Source organism: Croceicoccus marinus (assembly GCF_001661675.2).
GTDB classification, from domain to species: Bacteria; Pseudomonadota; Alphaproteobacteria; order Sphingomonadales; family Sphingomonadaceae; genus Croceicoccus; species Croceicoccus marinus.
The window spans coordinates 138,550-156,144 of the sequence record NZ_CP019603.1; the positions used below are offsets into that span (position 1 = coordinate 138,550).

At 60.5% G+C, this 17,595-nt stretch carries 15 protein-coding genes; 11 read left to right on the forward strand and 4 right to left on the reverse strand.

Annotation, left to right across the window (positions count from 1 at the left end; all coding sequences use genetic code 11):
* Positions 1–8: 8 nt before the first annotated feature.
* On the reverse strand, positions 9–1,004 hold the full coding sequence (locus tag A9D14_RS14930; RefSeq protein ID WP_157668257.1) for an alpha/beta fold hydrolase: 996 nt from the start codon (positions 1,002–1,004) through the stop codon (positions 9–11).
* Here A9D14_RS14930 and A9D14_RS14935 point away from each other — a divergent pair.
* Positions 1,003–2,190: a DUF1214 domain-containing protein gene (locus A9D14_RS14935; protein WP_066849664.1), complete on the forward strand. Its 1,188-nt coding sequence runs from the start codon at positions 1,003–1,005 to the stop codon at positions 2,188–2,190. The two genes, A9D14_RS14930 and A9D14_RS14935, sit on opposite strands and share 2 nt — an antisense overlap.
* Before the next feature lie 26 nt (positions 2,191–2,216).
* Positions 2,217–3,440, forward strand: a complete 1,224-nt coding sequence (locus tag A9D14_RS14940; RefSeq protein ID WP_066849666.1) for a cytochrome P450 — start codon at positions 2,217–2,219, stop codon at positions 3,438–3,440.
* 26 nt (positions 3,441–3,466) lie between these two features.
* Here A9D14_RS14940 and A9D14_RS14945 read toward each other — a convergent pair whose 3' ends face one another.
* The gene (locus A9D14_RS14945; protein WP_066849674.1) at positions 3,467–3,925 is read right to left on the reverse strand and encodes a nuclear transport factor 2 family protein; all 459 of its coding nucleotides are present in this window, start codon (positions 3,923–3,925) and stop codon (positions 3,467–3,469) included.
* 119 nt (positions 3,926–4,044) lie between these two features.
* Here A9D14_RS14945 and A9D14_RS14950 point away from each other — a divergent pair, with 119 nt between their 5' ends.
* The 3 genes from A9D14_RS14950 (at position 4,045) to A9D14_RS14960 (ending at position 7,681) form a co-directional block, all read left to right on the forward strand.
* The gene (locus A9D14_RS14950) at positions 4,045–5,118 is read left to right on the forward strand and encodes a TIGR03857 family LLM class F420-dependent oxidoreductase (protein WP_066849678.1); all 1,074 of its coding nucleotides are present in this window, start codon (positions 4,045–4,047) and stop codon (positions 5,116–5,118) included.
* The gene (locus A9D14_RS14955) at positions 5,118–6,245 is read left to right on the forward strand and encodes a phosphotransferase family protein (protein ID WP_066849681.1); all 1,128 of its coding nucleotides are present in this window, start codon (positions 5,118–5,120) and stop codon (positions 6,243–6,245) included. Before A9D14_RS14950 ends, A9D14_RS14955 begins: the two co-directional genes overlap by 1 nt.
* A gap of 107 nt (positions 6,246–6,352) precedes the next feature.
* Positions 6,353–7,681, forward strand: a complete 1,329-nt coding sequence (locus tag A9D14_RS14960) for an MFS transporter (RefSeq protein WP_066850658.1) — start codon at positions 6,353–6,355, stop codon at positions 7,679–7,681.
* Positions 7,682–7,710: 29 nt separating this feature from the next.
* Here A9D14_RS14960 and A9D14_RS14965 read toward each other — a convergent pair whose 3' ends face one another.
* On the reverse strand, positions 7,711–8,583 hold the full coding sequence (locus tag A9D14_RS14965) for a MaoC/PaaZ C-terminal domain-containing protein (protein WP_066849684.1): 873 nt from the start codon (positions 8,581–8,583) through the stop codon (positions 7,711–7,713).
* A gap of 256 nt (positions 8,584–8,839) precedes the next feature.
* Between A9D14_RS14965 and A9D14_RS14970 the strand changes: the two genes are divergently transcribed.
* The gene (locus A9D14_RS14970) at positions 8,840–10,030 is read left to right on the forward strand and encodes a CaiB/BaiF CoA transferase family protein (RefSeq protein ID WP_232469080.1); all 1,191 of its coding nucleotides are present in this window, start codon (positions 8,840–8,842) and stop codon (positions 10,028–10,030) included.
* Here the strand turns inward: A9D14_RS14970 and A9D14_RS14975 are convergent.
* Positions 10,017–11,033, reverse strand: coding sequence for an NADP-dependent oxidoreductase (locus tag A9D14_RS14975; RefSeq protein ID WP_066849690.1), 1,017 nt, complete (start codon positions 11,031–11,033; stop codon positions 10,017–10,019). The genes A9D14_RS14970 and A9D14_RS14975 overlap by 14 nt on opposite strands.
* A gap of 137 nt (positions 11,034–11,170) precedes the next feature.
* Here A9D14_RS14975 and A9D14_RS14980 point away from each other — a divergent pair, with 137 nt between their 5' ends.
* The 5 genes from A9D14_RS14980 (at position 11,171) to A9D14_RS15000 (ending at position 17,593) form a co-directional block, all read left to right on the forward strand.
* Positions 11,171–12,376, forward strand: a complete 1,206-nt coding sequence (locus A9D14_RS14980) for an acetyl-CoA C-acetyltransferase (RefSeq protein WP_066849692.1) — start codon at positions 11,171–11,173, stop codon at positions 12,374–12,376.
* A gap of 31 nt (positions 12,377–12,407) precedes the next feature.
* On the forward strand, positions 12,408–14,558 hold the full coding sequence (locus A9D14_RS14985) for a 3-hydroxyacyl-CoA dehydrogenase NAD-binding domain-containing protein (RefSeq protein WP_185885846.1): 2,151 nt from the start codon (positions 12,408–12,410) through the stop codon (positions 14,556–14,558).
* A gap of 6 nt (positions 14,559–14,564) precedes the next feature.
* Positions 14,565–15,722: an acyl-CoA dehydrogenase family protein gene (locus A9D14_RS14990; RefSeq protein ID WP_066849695.1), complete on the forward strand. Its 1,158-nt coding sequence runs from the start codon at positions 14,565–14,567 to the stop codon at positions 15,720–15,722.
* An 81-nt stretch (positions 15,723–15,803) separates the two neighbouring features.
* Complete coding sequence (ribB, locus tag A9D14_RS14995; RefSeq protein WP_066849698.1) at positions 15,804–16,910, forward strand: 3,4-dihydroxy-2-butanone-4-phosphate synthase; 1,107 nt, start codon at positions 15,804–15,806, stop codon at positions 16,908–16,910.
* 77 nt (positions 16,911–16,987) lie between these two features.
* A complete protein-coding gene (locus A9D14_RS15000; RefSeq protein WP_066849701.1) occupies positions 16,988–17,593 on the forward strand; it encodes a gamma carbonic anhydrase family protein in 606 nt (201 codons plus the stop codon).
* The last annotated feature ends 2 nt before the right edge of the window (positions 17,594–17,595 follow it).

The following is a 17,595-nucleotide window of genomic DNA, read 5'->3' on the forward strand; positions in this document are numbered from 1 at the left end:
GCCTCCAATCAGTTGAGGTCGAACCAGTCGTTCAGATCGGCCCAGTGGCTGCGTCGCGAACCGGCGAAATTCTGGCAGTGCGCCGCATTGTCCACGATTTGCAGGTCGGTTGAAGCCGCTGTCTTGAAATAGGCGGTCTCTCGCGAGGGATCGGGGCTGGTGTCGATCGCGCTTTGTACCACGAGCACAGGTACGGTAATCGCCGCAGCCTCTTCGTGTACGACGCCAGGCGTAAGCGCGGCGCGGCCCAGCGTTGCGGGTGTGGAAGAAGCGTGCGCTTCATCCGCCTCCACCAGCGCATGCGGTACATCCGGCCAGTAAAACAGCTTGCGCATGGGTTCACGCGGCGTGGCGAGGTAGCCGCTGGGAATAAGGCCAGCACGAAGCTTTCCCGTGTCGGTATCGCCCAGCACCATCGGTTCATTGGCCCAGCCCAGAACGGCAACCCGGTCGAAAACGGGATGCATGGCGGCCTGCGATATGATCATCATGCCGCCCATCGAATGGCCCATGCCAGTTACGCTGATGTCTGGCCCCAGTTCATCCACGACCAAGGCCAGCGCAGCGGCATGGGCATTCGCGATAATCGCGCGGCTCAGCTTGCTTTCGGGTTCCGGTTTCGTGCTGTCACCCATGCCCAGCATATCGATGGCCAGCACAGCCTTGCCGCGATCGGTGAACCAGCGCGCGAAGCTATAGCTTTCGTCGGCGAACGGCGGGTTCCAGTAGATCCGCGAATAGCCTCCGCCATGAATGGCGAAAATCAGGTGCTTGCCGCTTTTGGCCCAGTTGTCGGGCAGATGCAGGCTGGCCGCGATCTCTGTCTTCTCGCCAATCGCCGCCGCGCTGGAAACGTCCAGCATCATGTCCTTCGATTTCATCGCAGACCCTCCTTGTCGGTGATCTTCGCCGCACGGTTCATAGAAGCACCTGCCGTGAGAGAGGTTCAATCTCATATCGAACCGAGAGACTTGACGAGAAAACGGAAGAGAGGTGTTGGGCATGAATGCAGGCGGTCTTTCGTGGGAAAAGCTGGTCGATGAATTGCGACCGCTGGGCGATGCGATGCGGGCGCGTGTCCCGGAACGGCTACGCAGCGATCCCCGGATCATGGCGGAATCGATGCGCCTGCTGCTGGCGGGCCTTGCGCGGGCGAGTTCCGATGCGCTTGTCGGCGATCGCCGCCATCCGATGTTCGTGCCCGAACTGAACATTGCGCAGAACATCTTCCAGCCCAATGCCGACACAATCTACAAATCGGCGCTTATCGAGAAGGGCGGCAGCTATCTGCTGCGCGGCGATCGCGGTACGGTGCGCATGATCATCCTTGCCCAGATGGGACCGGACACGCTGCGGACCGGTAAGCACAGCCCGCTGTTGGGGCAGACCGATTTCGACGATCTGACCGTAGGCGAAGACGGATCGTTCGAAGTGGTCGTCTCGCCCGAGCGTCCTGCCGGTTACACCGGGAACTGGGCAGCGCTGGACCCGCAATGCGAAAAGTTCATGGTGCGTATCGTGTCATGCGACTGGGGCGCGGAGCGAGAGCCCCGGTTCGGAATTGCGCGGCTTGACGTCGATGATGCAAAGGGTCGCCTCAGCGCTGACGACTTGCACGCCGCTTTCGATGAAATGCCCTTTATCACCCGCGTGTGTGCATTGGCTTTCCCCACCCATGTCGAGGAATTGCGGGACGAGGGATATCTGAACAAGCTCAAGATTTTCGATGTCTCGCAAATGTCCGGCCTCAAGGGCCAATTCTATTACGAGGGCGCCTATGAGCTGGCCGACGACGAGGCCCTTATTAGCGAAGTTCGCGTCCCGCAAAGCTACCGCTATTGGTCGATCATCCTGACCAACGAACTGTACGAGACGACCGACTGGTACAACAATCAGGCAAGCCTGAACGACGTGCAAGGAGTGGTCGATCCCGATGGTGTGTTCCGCGCGGTGATTTCTTCGCGGGATCCCGGCGTGCACAACTGGCTCGATACGTCGGGTTATCCCGCAGGCGCCATTCAGGGACGGTGGTTCGAGGCCAGCGAAAAGCCGATGCCTACCATAAGAAAGGTCAAGATAGACGATGTCCTGTCGCATCTGCCCGAAGCAACAAGGCGCGTGAGTCCGCAGGAACGCAGCGAAGCATTGCGCGACCGCCGACTCGCAGCGCAGATGCGCATCATCTGGTGATTCCAGAGAATTGACGGAGAATGACAATGGCTACCGCCCCGGCTCGTGAAATCCCGGCCCATGTACCTGCCGACAAGGTGGTCACGCTCGACTTCTTCAAGCGTGAGAATGTCGATGTTTGCCCGCAGGAAGTCATGCTGCCCGAGATCCAGCGGACGCTTCCGCCTGTCACCTGGTGTACGAATATCTTTCCCGGCGATCAGGGCGGATGGCTGCTGACTAAGGTGGAGGACATGCACGAGGTCCTTCGCGACGCGGAGAATTATACCAAGAACGGCATGGGCAAGTTCGCCCAGTCGATCGGCGAGGACTGGCTGGTCATCCCGACTGAGACCGACCCGCCCGAGCATGGTGAGTATCGCAAGGCATTGAATCCGTTCTTCGCGCCCCAGAAGATCGCACGGATGCGCGACGAACTTCACGAGCGTGCGGTCGCCTTGATCGACAATTTCAAAGACCAGGGACATTGCGAATTCGTCGAGGAGTTCTCATCGAAATTCCCCATCTTCATCGTCCTCGACCTACTGGGCTTGCCGCAGGACAGAATGCCCGAATTTCTGGAGTGGGAAAAAGACATCTTCCACACCAACGACTTCGAACTGCGGACACGCGCGGTTCAGAAGGTCGTCGATTATCTGAACGAGGTGATTGCCGAGCGTCGGGCCAATCCGGGTGACGACTACATCAGCGGCATTTTCGATTATGAAATCAATGGCCGCAAATGGAACGACAAGGAAGTTTTCGGCCACTGCTTCAACCTCTTCATCGGCGGGCTCGACACGGTGACTTCGCTGATGGGCAACATCTTCACCTTTCTGGCAAGATATCCCGATAAACAGCAGGAATTACGCGATAATCCCAAACAGATCGTTCTGGCGGTGGAGGAATTCCTGCGGGCGTTCGCCCCGGTCAGCGTGTTTCGTATCGCAGCCAAGGAGATCGAAATCCGGGGCCAGAAAATCATGCCCGGCGATTACGTGGGGATCTCGACCGCGGTCGCCGGTTATGATCCGGATTATTACGAGAATCCGCAGGAAGTGCGGTTCGACCGCAAGGCGCCGCATATCTCGCTGGGTTTCGGCATCCACAAATGCCTCGGCATGCATCTCGCCCGCATGGAGTTGCAGACCGCGCTTGAACGCTGGTTGAAACTGGTGCCGCCTTTCCGCGTCGCCGATGGGTTCGACATCAAATATCATGCCGGCAACATCACCCATGTGCCGAAACTGGAACTGGTCTGGGAGGTCTAGTCAGACTTTGGACGCGGGTTGAATTCTCATTCCCCATGCATGTCTAAATGGAACCGCGACAGGCGAAGCGAAGCGATCTTCCATTCGCCGTCCACCCGCCGGTAGACTTCGTGGTACTGGCCATAACCGGTAATCGATTGCACGCCTTCGATAGGCGACTGGCCCGGCTGCCAGACGACCCGGTCCTGCATCGCCCATTTCACATGGGCGGTGTCCCCGCCGGCTAGGTCGATCTCCGGCGAATGAACCTGGTGGCTGGTGGCGGCGTGATCGACGGCAAAGCGGACTTGCGCAACGATGGCATCCACGCCGAACACGGGCTCCCGCCCGGTGTCCTCGTGAACGTCCATCATCGCGTCGGCTGTGAACAGCGCCGCAAATGCCGGCCAGTCCTTGGTATCGAGAAAGCGGCAATAGCGCGCTTTCACATTCTTGATCGCTTCAAAAGCGACAAGCCGAGCCAAGGGTTCTGATATGGTGTCCATGAAAATCTCCCAACGCTGCACCCTGTCACCGGATTGAATACGGTCTGCCTGCCTTTGGAGAGGTTTTCCCCCAACATTGTCAGTGAAAGCTTGGCGCAAATTTTTGATTGGAGAGTGAAATGACGGAATCCGGTGCGCAGGCCCTTTTCGACAAGTTCGGAACCTATATCCTCCCCGGACGGGTCGACGATCCGCGTCGCGGAATAGAGGAAGCGCAAGAGGCTGAGCGGATTGGCCTTGGCGCGATCTGGATTTCCGAACGCTTCGCTCTGAAGGAACCGGCCGTCCTAGCGGGCGCTGTGGCGGAAGCGACCAACAAGATCCGGATCAACGGCACATTCTATGCCACGATGCGGCATCCGCTGGTCACAGCCAGCATCGCCAACATGATGCAGGCGATGAGCGACGACCGCTTTGGCATCATGTTCGCCCGGGCCGTGCCGGCCTATATGAAGATGATGGGCACGCCCGCGATTACGATGGAGCGGCTTGCCGATTATATCTCCATCTATCGCCGCTTGTGGGATGGCGAGACGGTTTCCTACGAAGGGATCCTCGGCAAATTCCCCACGCTCAAGCTTACGGATCTGCATGAAGGGCGAAAGCCGCCGATCATCTTTACCGCGATGGGCCCGAAAAGCCTTGCCTTTGCGGGTGAGCATTGCGACGGCGTGCTGCTGCATCCGTTCGTTTCGCCGACCGGTGTGGCGAACAGCACAAAGATCGTGCGCGATGCCGCCGAAAAGGCAGGCCGCGATCCCATGTCCGTGCGCATCTACCACAATATCATCGTGGCCCCCGACCTGCCGAAGGACGAGGAGGACGCCGTGGTCCGCGGTCGCGCCATCACCTATTTCGAATTGCCCGGATTCGGCGATCTGATCGTCGAGATCAACGAATGGGACAAGGCGGTGCTCGACAAGGTGCGTGCCCATCCCAAGATCGCATCCCTGAACGGAAAGCCGGCCGATCAGGCCTATACACGGGAGGAACTGGTCGATGTGGGCCAATTGTTGCCTCAGCAATGGATCGACGAGGGCGCCGCCGTCGGCACCGCGTCGCGCTGTGCCGACCAGTTGATGCAATATCTGGCTGCCGGGGCCGACGAGATCCTTTTGCATGGCGCTGCGCCGAAAGACATGGGGCCCCTGACCAGTGAGCTGAAGCGCGCTCTTGGCGGGAAAGGCCTGTGATGACGCCGTCGCAAGTTCGGGAACGGTTGCGTGACTGGCTTGAGGCCAATGTCGATGGCTGGCGCAACGTGCGGATCGAACCGCTGGAAGTAACCACCGGATCGGGTTTTTCCGCCCAGATCTTCTTTGTCGATGTCGAATACACCAGCCCGAATGGGCCGCAATCGAAGACTCTGGTGGTTCGCCGTCAGCCCCAAGATCACGAAGTCGTGTTCGGCTCCAGTCTGGAGTTGCAGGGGCAGATGATCGCGGCGCTCGACGCGTTGGGGTCGATCCCGGTTCCGGAATGGATCGGGATGGAACTGGACCCCGCGGTGCTGGAAATGCCGTTTATCGTCATGGGAAGGGTAGACGGCCACGCAGCGACTCAGAATCCCAACTATAACAAGGCGGGCTGGCTGTGCGAGATGTCGCCCGACCAGCGCGCCGCAACATGGCGCAATGCGGTCGAGGCCTTTGCCGGGATGGCGCAGATCGACTGGCAGGACGATGGCTTTGGTTTCATGACGCGTGCCGATTGGGGCACCCCGGGGCTGGACCAGTATCTCGGCTATATCGAAGCCTGGTACAATGCGTGCCGCAAGAACCGCGATATGCCCTATGTTGATGCCGCCATCGACTATATCCGCAAGCATCAGCCGACGGATACGCCCGTGAACGTGCTGTGGGGCGACAGCACGCCATCGAACGTGATGTTTGCGCAGGACGGCCGCGTCAACGCCTTGATCGACTGGGAACTGGCCGCGCTTGGACCGGCGGAACTCGATCTTGCGTGGTGGCTGTATTTCGACGATCTGTTTAGCCGCCGCTTTGGTGTCGAACGGCTGGAAGGGCTTCCCACGCGGGATGAAACCGTGGCGATCTGGGAAGCGGCCACCGGACGCAAGGCGCTCCATTTAAAATATTACGATGTCGTGGTGGCCCTGCGCATGGCGCTGGTCGTGGTGGGGGCGTTCGACAGGCAGGTCGCGATGGACAATATCCCGTCAACGAACAAATCGTTGAATGCGAACTTCATGACACTGTATCTCGCAGAGCGCCTGGGGATGGACCTGCCGGAACTTGGACCGGATTTCTATGCCTTCATGAGCAATATGACCCCCGTCGACCAGAAACAGGAAACCTAGCGGCGCGGCGAAGGTCGTGTACGATCCGGGATAGGTCAAGATCCGCGCAAGCTGAAAACCCGAACGGGATCGATGAAGTATTGCCGGTGTCTTCTGGGGAGAGAATGATGGCGAAAACGCCGCGCGAGATCGTAGACGAGGGCAGGCTGAGCGGCTGGCAGATCGCCGCGCTGGGCATGACGATATTGCTGAACGCGCTCGACGGCTTCGATGTCATGTCGATCAGCTTTGCGGCGCCGGGTATTGCTGAGGAGTGGCAGGTTCCGCAGGATGTGCTGGGTTGGGTTCTGTCGATGGAACTTATCGGCATGGCGGTGGGATCGATCCTGCTTGGCGGCATGGCCGACAGATTCGGACGGCGTCCCACGATCTTAGGCTGTCTGACGGTGATGGGGGCGGGCATGCTTCTGGTCCCCACCGCAACGGGCGTCGCGCAATTGTCGCTGTGGCGCCTGCTGACCGGTCTGGGCATCGGCGGCATGCTGGCTGCCCTGAATGCCACGGTCGCCGAATTTTCCAACGCTCGCTATCGCAGCCTTGTCCTGCCGCTGATGGTAACAGGCTATCCGCTGGGTGCATTCCTTGGCGGGATGATGGCGGCAAATGTTCTTGATGCCCGTGACTGGCGCGGCGTTTTCTATCTGGGGGCAGGGCTGACCATCGCGGCCATACCGCTGACTTTCTTCCTGATCCCGGAAACACCCGACTGGCTGGTCGATTGCCGCCCCGTCAATGCCCTGCAACGGATCAACGCGACCCTTCGGCGCTTTCGCCTGCCCGAAGCGATCGAACTGCCCGAACCGTCCGCTGACCCAAGAAGGTCGTCGATAGCCGATATTCTAAGGCCGCCGTTACTGTCGCGCACCTTGCTGCTGACACTCGCCTATCTGACCCATGTCACGGCCTATTATTATTTCGTGAAATGGATACCCAAGCTGGTGGTGGACATGGGTTTCGATGCCAGTGCGGGTGGCGGCGTGCTGACCAAGGCCATGCTGGGCGGCGCGATCGGCGGCGGTCTGCTGGGCTTGGTTGCGCTCAGGATCGGGATCAAGAAGGCCACGGTGATCGCCCTTACCGGCGCCTTTGTCATGCTCAACATATTCGGACAAGCGCCCGAGGATATCGCCATGCTGGGCTGGATCGCGGGCGTTACCGCGTTTTTTTCGAACGCCGCGGCGGTCGGGTTCTATGCCTTGCTGGCGATGGCCTTTCCGCCGCATGTGCGGGCAACCGGCACCGGGTTCGGAATCGGCTTTGGCAGGGCAGGGGCGGCCATGGGGCCAGCCCTTGCCGGGATATTGTTCGCCCGCGGTCTCGATGTCGGGGCGGTATCGCTGATCATCTCGATCGGTTCGGCGGTATCGATCGGTGCGATTCTGCTGGTGCGTCTTACCGCCGAACCGCGTGTGACGACAGATCGCCACGGCGCGTAGTCATCCCATGCCGTAAATGACGGATCGCGTCACGCAGCGGCGTGGACGACCCGCGCGAACCCGTTGTCGATCACGCGTTCCTGCGTTCCGTTGCGGAACGCGCGGAAATGCAGTGTGTCGCCATCCTGCCAGATATGGGTGTGGATGTCGTCGCCCGGATATACCGGCGCGGTGAAGCGAACGTTCATTTCGCGCAGGCTTGCCGCCACGCCGCCGCAGGCGCCATGGATTAGCGCGCGCGCGACGATTCCCATCGTGCCCAGCCCGTGCAGGATGGGCCGGTCGAAACCGACCGACGCCGCTGTTTCCGGATCGATATGCAGCGGATTTCTGTCTCCCGAAAGGCGATAGATCGCCGCTTGGGCAAGGCAGGTGGGCAGCACGACCTCAAGGTCGGGATCACGGTCGGGTATCGGGAATTGCGGCTCCGCAGGCAGACTGCGCTCTCCGCCAAAGCCCCCGGCACCCTGAATGAACCAAATCTCGGACGTTTCGGCGACAAGAAGCCCGCTCAGCGTGCGAACCTCCTTCTTTGCCCGGATCAGTGCGGGCTTGCCCGGTCCCTTGTCGGCGATATCCGTCACCTTGGTGGTGCCGATCAGTGTGCCAGCGGTTTCGAGGGGTGCATGAATCTTGAGGCGCTGTTCCCCGTGCAGGATCGAGAGCCAGTCCAGCCCGGTGGCCGGGTCCATTGCCCAGAAGCCGGGGGTGCCGAGTACCAGAGCCATTGTCGGTAAAACCTGCAGACCGCGCTCGAATATCAGGCTCGTCTCGTCAATTTCGCTTGTCAGACCAGCTCCCACACCCAGAGCGTAAATGATCGCGTCGCGCGGATCATAGTCGTCATGCGTTTGCGGGATGGAATAGGAGAGCAGCTTTTCGGTATCGAGCGGGGCGGTCATTCGGTTAGGGCCTCTTCAATATAGCAATGCTGTCGCGGCGTAACCGACCTTGCGGATCTAGGCTTGGTCACGAGCCTGGTGTCAGGTGAAATCGGTATTGGCGATACGACGGTCTTCGGGTGAGAAATTGGCCTATCTGCCAAATGCGGACGGCCTCCCCTTTCGGACGATAGGGCTGAGCCCGGTTGCGAGCTTCGGCCGCGGGGGGAAAAAGTTTGGATCATACGTTAGCGCGCCCTATCGAAGGGCAGGGGTCGTGCATGGCCTCGGGATTAGGGCCGGAGGCAACCAAAACCTGACGGTATTGCGCGCTGGCCATGCGCCGATCATCATACCTAGGAATACGAGGGACCCCATGCCGCACGGACCGTTAGCCGGTATTCGGATAGTCGAAATGGACGCGATCGGACCTGTGCCGCTGTGCGGTATGATCCTCTCGGGCCTCGGCGCCGAAGTTGTGCGCGTCACCCGGCCGGGCGGGCATTCGGCGTGGGGCGATATCGGTGATGCGGTGGTCTTGCGCGGCCGGACGCAGGTACAGCTGGACCTGAAGTCCGCTGAGGGAAAGCAGGCGCTTCTTGATCTCGCCGCTCATGCCGATGCCCTTATCGAAGGCGCGCGTCCCGGCGTGATGGAGCGCTTGGGGCTTGGGCCAGACAATTGCCTCGCGCGCAATCCGCGTCTTGTCTTCGGACGCATGACGGGTTGGGGGCAGGAAGGCAGCCTTAGCAAGGCCGCGGGCCATGACATCAACTATATCGCGATGACAGGCGCCTTGCATGCCATCGGGAAAAAGGGTGAACCGCCGACAGTGCCGCTCAACCTTGTGGGCGATTATGCCGGGGGCACGATGTTCCTGGCGCTGGGGATTGTTTCCGCAGTCCTGTCCGCGCGCCAGACCGGTCGGGGCCAGGTCGTCGATGCCGCCATGGTCGATGGAGTCGCGAACCTGCTGGGTCTGTATCACGCCTTCGTTGCCAACGGGCTTTGGCAGGACGAACCCGAATGCAACCTCTTCGACGGGGGTGCGCCGTTCTATAAATGCTACCTGTGCAATTGTGGCGGATCCGTCGCGGTCGGCGCGTTGGAGCCGCAATTCTTCGCTGCGCTGCTGGACGGGCTGAATGTGCCGCAGGACCGGTATGACCAGAACGACCGGTCGCAGTGGCCCGCCATGCACGCAGAGTTCGAGCGTATCTTCGCATCGGCATCGCGCGACGATTGGGAACAGCGATTCGCGGGCACCGACGCCTGCGTTTCAGCGGTCCTTTCCATTGCAGAAGCAACCCGGCACCCGGTCAACGCGGAACGCAGCGTGTTCATCGATCATAATGGCGTGATGCAAGCCGCACCCGCGCCTCGCTTCTCGGCGACGCCCGGGCAGGTGACTCCCAACCGGTCGGCCACCGTCGAAGACATCGTCGGTGCTTGGTCTAAAGCCGGATGACGCGCTTTCCCGCGTTCTCGCCGCGGTAGAGCCCGGCAAGGGCATCGGGGCACATCTCAAGGCCGTCCAGCATCTCTTCACTGTAGCGCAGCTTTCCTTCCCGCACCCATTGCGCCAGCGTCGCGACGGATTCTTCCCAGCGGTCGAAATGGTCGAACACGACAAACCCCTGCATTCGGGCGCGCTTCACAAGGAGGTGCCGCTCCACGCGCGGTCCGGACGGCCACGGGTCCCAGCGATCTATGGCGGCGGTACCGCAATTGACCACACGCGCATGCATGGCCAGTTGCGGCAAGACCGCATCGCTGACCGCACCCGACGTATTGTCGAAATATATATCGACGCCATCCGGACACGCCTTTACCAGCGCCTCGTCCAGTCCTTCGGCCTTATAGTCGATTGCCGCATCGAAGCCGAAATATTCGACGCACCGGTGTACCTTGGTGGGTCCACCTGCAATGCCAACGGTGCGGCACCCCAGCATGCTGCCGATCTGTCCCACGGCTGACCCTACGGACCCGCCCGCTGTCGACACGACCAGCGTATCGCCCGCTTTCGGTTCTCCCACCATCGTCAGGGCAAGCAGGGCCGTGACGCCGTTGATGCCCAGCACGCCAAGCGCCAGCGAAGGGGACAGGTCGGGCTGTGAAACCTCGCACACGATTGCATCGGGCCCGACTGTTGCGATTTCCTGCCAGCCGAACCAGCCGAGGACGATCTGGCCCTCGCGCCAGTCAGGATGGCGACTTTCCGTGATTTCGCCCACCGCCAGCGAACGCATTACACCGCCAATCGGTACGGGATCCGAATAATTGCCAGCGTCTGCTATCCAGCCACGCATCGCAGGGTCAACCGACAAGAAGCGATTGGCGATACGAAGTTCACCTTCGCCCAAAGGCGGAACCGCAATCCGATCGATCGCAAAATTGGCGGCCTGCGCTATGCCAGCCGGTCTCGATACGAGTGTGACCCTGCGGTTCATTTCGACATTTTGCGTCCCCATGCACCAACGAAAGCCCGTGTTTTGAATGGAGATATCCTATCGCAGGGTAGGTGATGAGATAGCCTGCGGTCCGGATGGGGGTCACCAAAAGAACGGACAAAGGTTCGTTCACAGTCGACTTCGGGAGAATCGCTCCAATGCGTGATGTATTTATCTATGACCACGTTCGGACACCGCGCGGGCGCGGTCGGGCGGATGGCTCACTTCATGAAATTCCCGCCATCGAACTGGTTACCCAGTTGCTGCAGGAAATCCGCGATCGCAATGGCCTTAATACCGCCCTGCTGGACGATGTGGTGATCGGCTGCGCGCAGCCCGTGGGCGAGCAGGGCGGCGTGCTCGCCCGCGGCGCGGTGGTGAACGCGGGCTATGCCCACAGCGTTGGCGGCCAGCAATTGCACCGCTTTTGCGCGTCCGGGCTTGAGGCCGTGAACAATGTCGCTGCGCAGGTCGCCAGCGGCATGGCCAGCGCAGGCATCGGTGGCGGCGTCGAAAGCATGAGCCGTGTAATCATGGGTTATGACAGCGGTGCATGGGTCGCGGATCCCGCCGTCGCGCTGCAAAACTACTATGCCCCGCAAGGCCTTGGCGCAGACATGATCGCTACCCTCGAAGGTTACAGCCGCGAAGATGTCGACAGCTATGCGGTGGAAAGCCAGCGCCGCGCCGCTAAGTCATGGGACGAAGGCAACTTCGACCGCTCGATCGTGCCCGTAAAGGACGTGATGGGCGAAGTCGTACTGGATAATGACGAATATCGGCGGCCGGCGACGACCATGGAATCGCTCGCGGGGCTGAAGGCTGCCTTCCCGCCCTTTGCCAAGATGGGCTTCGGCCGCGTCGCCAAGGAACGCTATCCCGAGATCGAGGAAATCAACCACGTCCATACCGGGGGCAATTCCAGCGGTATCGTCGATGGTTCGGGCATCGTGATGCTGGGCAATGCCGAGTTCGGTAAGGCCGCCGGCCTCAAGCCGCGCGCCCGCATCAAGGGCTGGGCCTCGATCGGTTCGGACCCGACAATCATGCTGACCGCGCCTGCCGATGTCGCGCGCAAGGCGTTGAAGAACGTGGGCATGGAAAAGGGCGATATCGACCTCTACGAATTGAACGAGGCGTTCGCGAGCGTTGTCTTGCGCTTCATGGATCATCTGGACGTCGATCACGCGATCACCAATGTGGCAGGCGGCGCGATTGCCCTTGGCCATCCGCTTGGCGCGACGGGAGCCATGATCCTGGGGACCGTGCTCGACGAGCTGGAACGCCGCGACCTCAATACCGCCATGACCCTGCTGTGCGCCGGTAACGGCCTCGGCACCGCCACCATTATCGAACGGGTGTGACCCGATGAGTGAAAGCGCAAAGAGCAAAACCATGCGACACATCAAGCTGGACAAGGGCGCCGACGGCGTCGCCGTTCTCACACTCGACAATGCCGATGAGAGCATGAACGTCGTTTCGGCCGAATGGCTCGAAGACATGAATGCCGCAATTGCAGAGCTGCGCGACGACGAGAGTGTTACCGGCGTCATCATCGCATCGGGCAAGAAGGCCTTCATGGCGGGCGCCGACCTAAAGCTGATGGTCGCGGGTTATGAAACCATGACGCCCAAGGATGCATTTGCGTTCAGCCAGAAGGCAACGGCAATGCACCGCGCGCTGGAAACGATGGGCAAGCCGGTCGCCTGTGCCATGAACGGCCTTGCGCTTGGCGGAGGGTTCGAACTGGCACTGGCATGCCACCACCGTGTGCTGTCGGACGATCCGCGTGCCGTCGTGGGGCTGCCAGAAGTCAATCTGGGTCTTTTGCCGGGATCGGGCGGCACGCAGCGCCTGCCGCGCCTGATTGGTCGCAAGAAGGGGCTCGACCTGCTTCTTTCCGGCCGTTCGGTCGCGCCGAAGGAAGCGCTGGAACTGGGCCTCGTCGACGAAATCGCACCTATCGACCAGCTGGTCGACAAGGCGCGTCAGTGGCTGGCCACCAATCCGCCCGCAGAGCGGATATGGGACGTCAAGGGTTACGCCATTCCCGAAATGCGCGGCATGATCGTGCCCGAAGTCGCGATGGATTATTCGATCGGCGTCGCACAGGTCGCAGGCAAGCATGGCTATAATTACCCGGCGCCCGCCGCGATCCTGTCATGCGTGTTCGAAGGCTTGCAATTGCCGATGGACAAGGCGCTTTCGGTGGAAGGCAAATATTTCGCCAAGCTGCTGACCGATCCGGTCGCGCGCAACATCATCCGCACGACCTTCATTTCCAAGCAGGCTGCCGAAAAGGGCGCGCGCCGCCCCGAAGGCGTGCCGAAGTCGGAAGTGAAGAAACTGGGCGTACTGGGCGCGGGCATGATGGGCGCAGGCATCGCGCTTGTCGCAGCAAAGGCGGGGATCGACGTGGTGTTGATCGACCGTGATACGGCCACCGCCGCAAAAGGCAAAGGCTATAGCGAGAAAGTCTTCGGCAAGGCTGTCGAGCGCGGCAAGATGCCGCAGGACAAGGCCGATTCCGCACTTGCGCATATCACCCCGACCGACGATTTCGCGCTGCTCGACGGATGCGATCTTGTGGTCGAGGCGGTGTTCGAGGATATGGGCATCAAGGCCGAAACCACGCAAAAGGCCGAAGCCGTCCTGCCCGAGAGCGCGGTCTTTGCGACCAATACCTCCACCCTGCCGATTTCGGAGCTTGCCAAGGCTTCCAAGCGGCCGGACCAATATATCGGCCTGCATTTCTTTTCGCCTGTCGATCGCATGGGACTGGTCGAAGTCATCATGGGCGAGCAGACGTCGGACGAGACGCTGGCCAAGTCGCTGGATTTCATCGCCCAGATCCGCAAGACCCCGATCGTCGTCAATGACGCGCAGGGTTTCTACACCAGTCGTGTCTTTCGCATGTTCATCTTCGAAGGCGCTGCGATGCTGGAAGACGGCGTGGAGCCCGCAAGGATCGAGAATGCCGCGAAGGCTGCCGGTTTCCCGATCGGCCCGCTCGCCCTGCTGGACGAGGTGACGATCGACCTGCCGGTCAAGATCCTCAAGGATGCGGAAGGCAAGGACGGGAACCTCTATACGATCGAGCGTGGCGGCAAGGTGCTCGACCGGATGCTCGAACTCGGTCGCGGCAGCCGCAAGGCCGGTGCCGGCTTCTACGAATATGCCGAGGATGGCAGCAAACATCTGTGGGAAGGTCTGGGCACGGAATTCCCGGTGTCCGACGATCAGCCTGATCAGGAGGAACTGAAGAAGCGCTTCCTCTACTCGCAGGCCAATGAAACCGCGCAATGCCTTGAGGAAGGCGTGCTCGAAACCGCGCAGGATGCGGATCTGGGTGCGATATTGGGCTGGGGCTTCCCGCTTTGGACCGGCGGCACGCTCAGCTATATCGACACCATCGGGATCGCAGAATTCGCAAAGGAAGCCAGCAAGCTGGCGGGCAATTACGGCGCCCGATTCGCGCCATCGAAATGGTTGCAGGACCGGGCGGCTGCAGGCACCCCCTTCTACCCACCGATCAAGGCAGGTTGAGCAGCGATGCAGCGTACGATCTTCGAACCCGAGCACGAGCAGTTTCGCGACAGCGTTCGCAAGTTCATGCAAACGGAAGTCGGACCCAATGCAGACCGCTGGCGCGAGGCCGGCATCGTCGACCGCGAAGTCTATCTCAAGGCTGGCGAGCAGGGCTTGCTATGCGTGTTCGCGGACGAGAAATACGGCGGTGCGGGGATCGAGGATCTGCGCTTCGACCAGATCATAATCGAAGAAAACATGCGCTACGGCGACATCGGGTTCTATATCAACCTGCACAACGATCTGGTCGCGCCCTACATCCATAAGCTCTGCAACGACGAACAGCGGGACCGGTTCATGCCCGGAATCGTGTCGGGCGAGACGATCCTGGCGGTAGCCATGACCGAACCTTCGACCGGCAGCGATCTTGCGGGCATGAAGACCCGTGCGGTCGAGAGCGGCGATCACTGGGTATTGAACGGGGCCAAGACCTATATTTCCAACGGCATCCTCGGCGATCTGATCGTCGTGGCGGCGCGCACCGATCCTGACAAGCCGCACGGCATTAGCCTGTTCCTTGTCGAACGGGGGATGGAAGGGTTCGAACGGGGCCGCAAACTCGACAAGATGGGGCTGAAGTCGCAGGATACGGCAGAGCTGTTCTTCAACGATGTGAAGGTGCCCAAGGCAAACCTGATCGGCGAGGCCGGGCAGGGTTTCAAATATCTTGCCCGGATGCTGGCGCAGGAACGACTGATCGCGGCCATCGGCTTCATGGCGACCGCGCAGACGGCGTTTGATCTTACGCTCGAATATGTGAAGGAACGGCGCGCGTTCGGGAAGCCCATCGGGGCGTTCCAGAATACGCGGTTCAAGATGGCCCAGATGCGTGCCGAACTCGACATGGCGCAGACGTATGTCGACCAATGCGTCATGTTGCTCAATGACAAGAAGCTGACCGCAGAAGATGCCTCGGCCGCGAAGCTTCTGACGAGCGAGCTGGAAGGGCGGGTCATGGACAGCTGCTTGCAATTGCATGGCGGCGCCGGGTACATGGAAGAATATCGCATCAGCCGCATGTACACCGATGCCCGCATCAGCCGCATTTTCGCGGGCACGAGCGAGATTATGCTGGAAATCATCGGTCGAGGTATCGGCCTGGACGAACGTAAGATGAACTGACGCGGGCCTCCCGGGGGCAATGGCAGGGGGTGTAAATCTAGTTCCTGTCCAAATGATTACACGCGTCAATGGAGAGGGCAGGTGATTGCAACCATCGCTGAGATCGTCGAGGAAGCGCGCAACGGTCGCATGTTCATCCTTGTCGATGACGAGGATCGGGAAAACGAGGGCGACCTTATCATTCCCGCTCAGATGGCGACGCCTTCCGCCATCAATTTCATGGCCACGCACGGTCGGGGCCTGATCTGCCTCGCACTTACCAGCCAACGGGTCGAACATCTTGGCATCGATCTGATGAGCAGCCAGAACCGTACGCGGCATGAAACCGCTTTCACCGTTTCGATCGAGGCGCGGGAGGGTGTGACAACGGGCATTTCGGCAGCCGACCGCGCTCGCACAATTGCCGTTGCAGTCGATAGCGGGAAGGGTGCTGCGGACATCGTAACTCCGGGTCACGTGTTTCCACTGGTCGCGCGCGAGGGCGGGGTTCTTGTGCGGGCTGGCCATACAGAGGCCTCGGTCGATATCTCCCGGCTCGCGGGGCTCAATGCCTCTGCTGTCATATGCGAAATCATGAACGACGACGGCACGATGAGCCGGATGGACGACCTTGTCGTCTTTGCCAAGAAACACGAACTCAAGATCGGAACGATCCGTGACCTAATCGCCTATCGACGCGAACATGATCACTTGATCGAGCGGCGCACCGAGCGCGTGTTTTCGAGCCAGTGGGGTGGAGACTGGCGGGCTATTTGCTTTTACAACAAGGCGACCAGGGAAGAAACGCTGGCGCTTGTTAAGGGCGAAATCGACCCATCGATACCAACTCTTGTCCGGATGCAGCTGCTGTCCATCTTTCCGGATGTTTTCGCTGAGACCGGGCCGCGTGAATCGCTTGTGCGACGGTCAATGGATGCCATTGCAAGACATGGCAGCGGGGTTTTGGTCCTGATCAATCGGCCCGTCCCCGATTTCGTCAGCCGCGCCATGCGTATTGCCGGCGCGGAGAATATGGAGCGAGCGGCGGGCGTAAACACCGAACAGCGCGATTACGGCAATGGCGCGCAGATCCTTGCCGAGCTAGGCGTCAGGGACATGATCCTCATGACCAACAACAGCCGTTCGCTGGTGGCACTTGAAGGCTATGGCCTGTCGATCGTGGGGGAACAAAAGATCGACTGCGATTGATGGAGCATCTACCGCACTTGCGCATCTCTGCGCGCCTACCCCGAAAATAGATCTCCATCGCGAGAGGATACCGCCCTTTGCCATGTTATGAATTCCAGGGCGTTCGGCCGGTTGTTGACGCCGCGACCTATATCCATCCCCTGGCATCGCTGATCGGCGATGTGATCGTAGGGCCCGGTTGCTATATCGGACCCGGTGCAAGCCTACGGGCCGATTTTGGGCGGATCGTCGTCGAGCGAGATGCCAGCATACAGGATAATGCCACGATCCACGTGTCCACCCAACAGGACACCGTGATAAAACGCGGTGCCACGATCGCCCATGGCGCCGTCGTTCATGGCTGCGAAGTTGGTGAGAACTGTCTCGTCGGGATCAACTCGGTCGTTCTCGATGCAGCAATTCTTGGCCCCGAATGCCTGCTTGCGGCGATGTCGCTCGTTCCTAATGGCATGGAAGCACCCCAGCGCAGCGTCCTTATGGGTGTTCCAGCTCGCATTGTCCGAACCTTGTCCGGCGAGGAAATTTCATGGCGCAACGATGGTGACGGGGACTACCAGCTTCTTACGCGCGAAGCACTGATCAGTCTCCGCGAGACCGAGCTGCTGCGTCAGGTCGAATCTAACCGGAAACGCACCCGGATAAAAGCTAGCGCCGTGACGCTGTCAGGCCGGTCGCTTGACTAGCA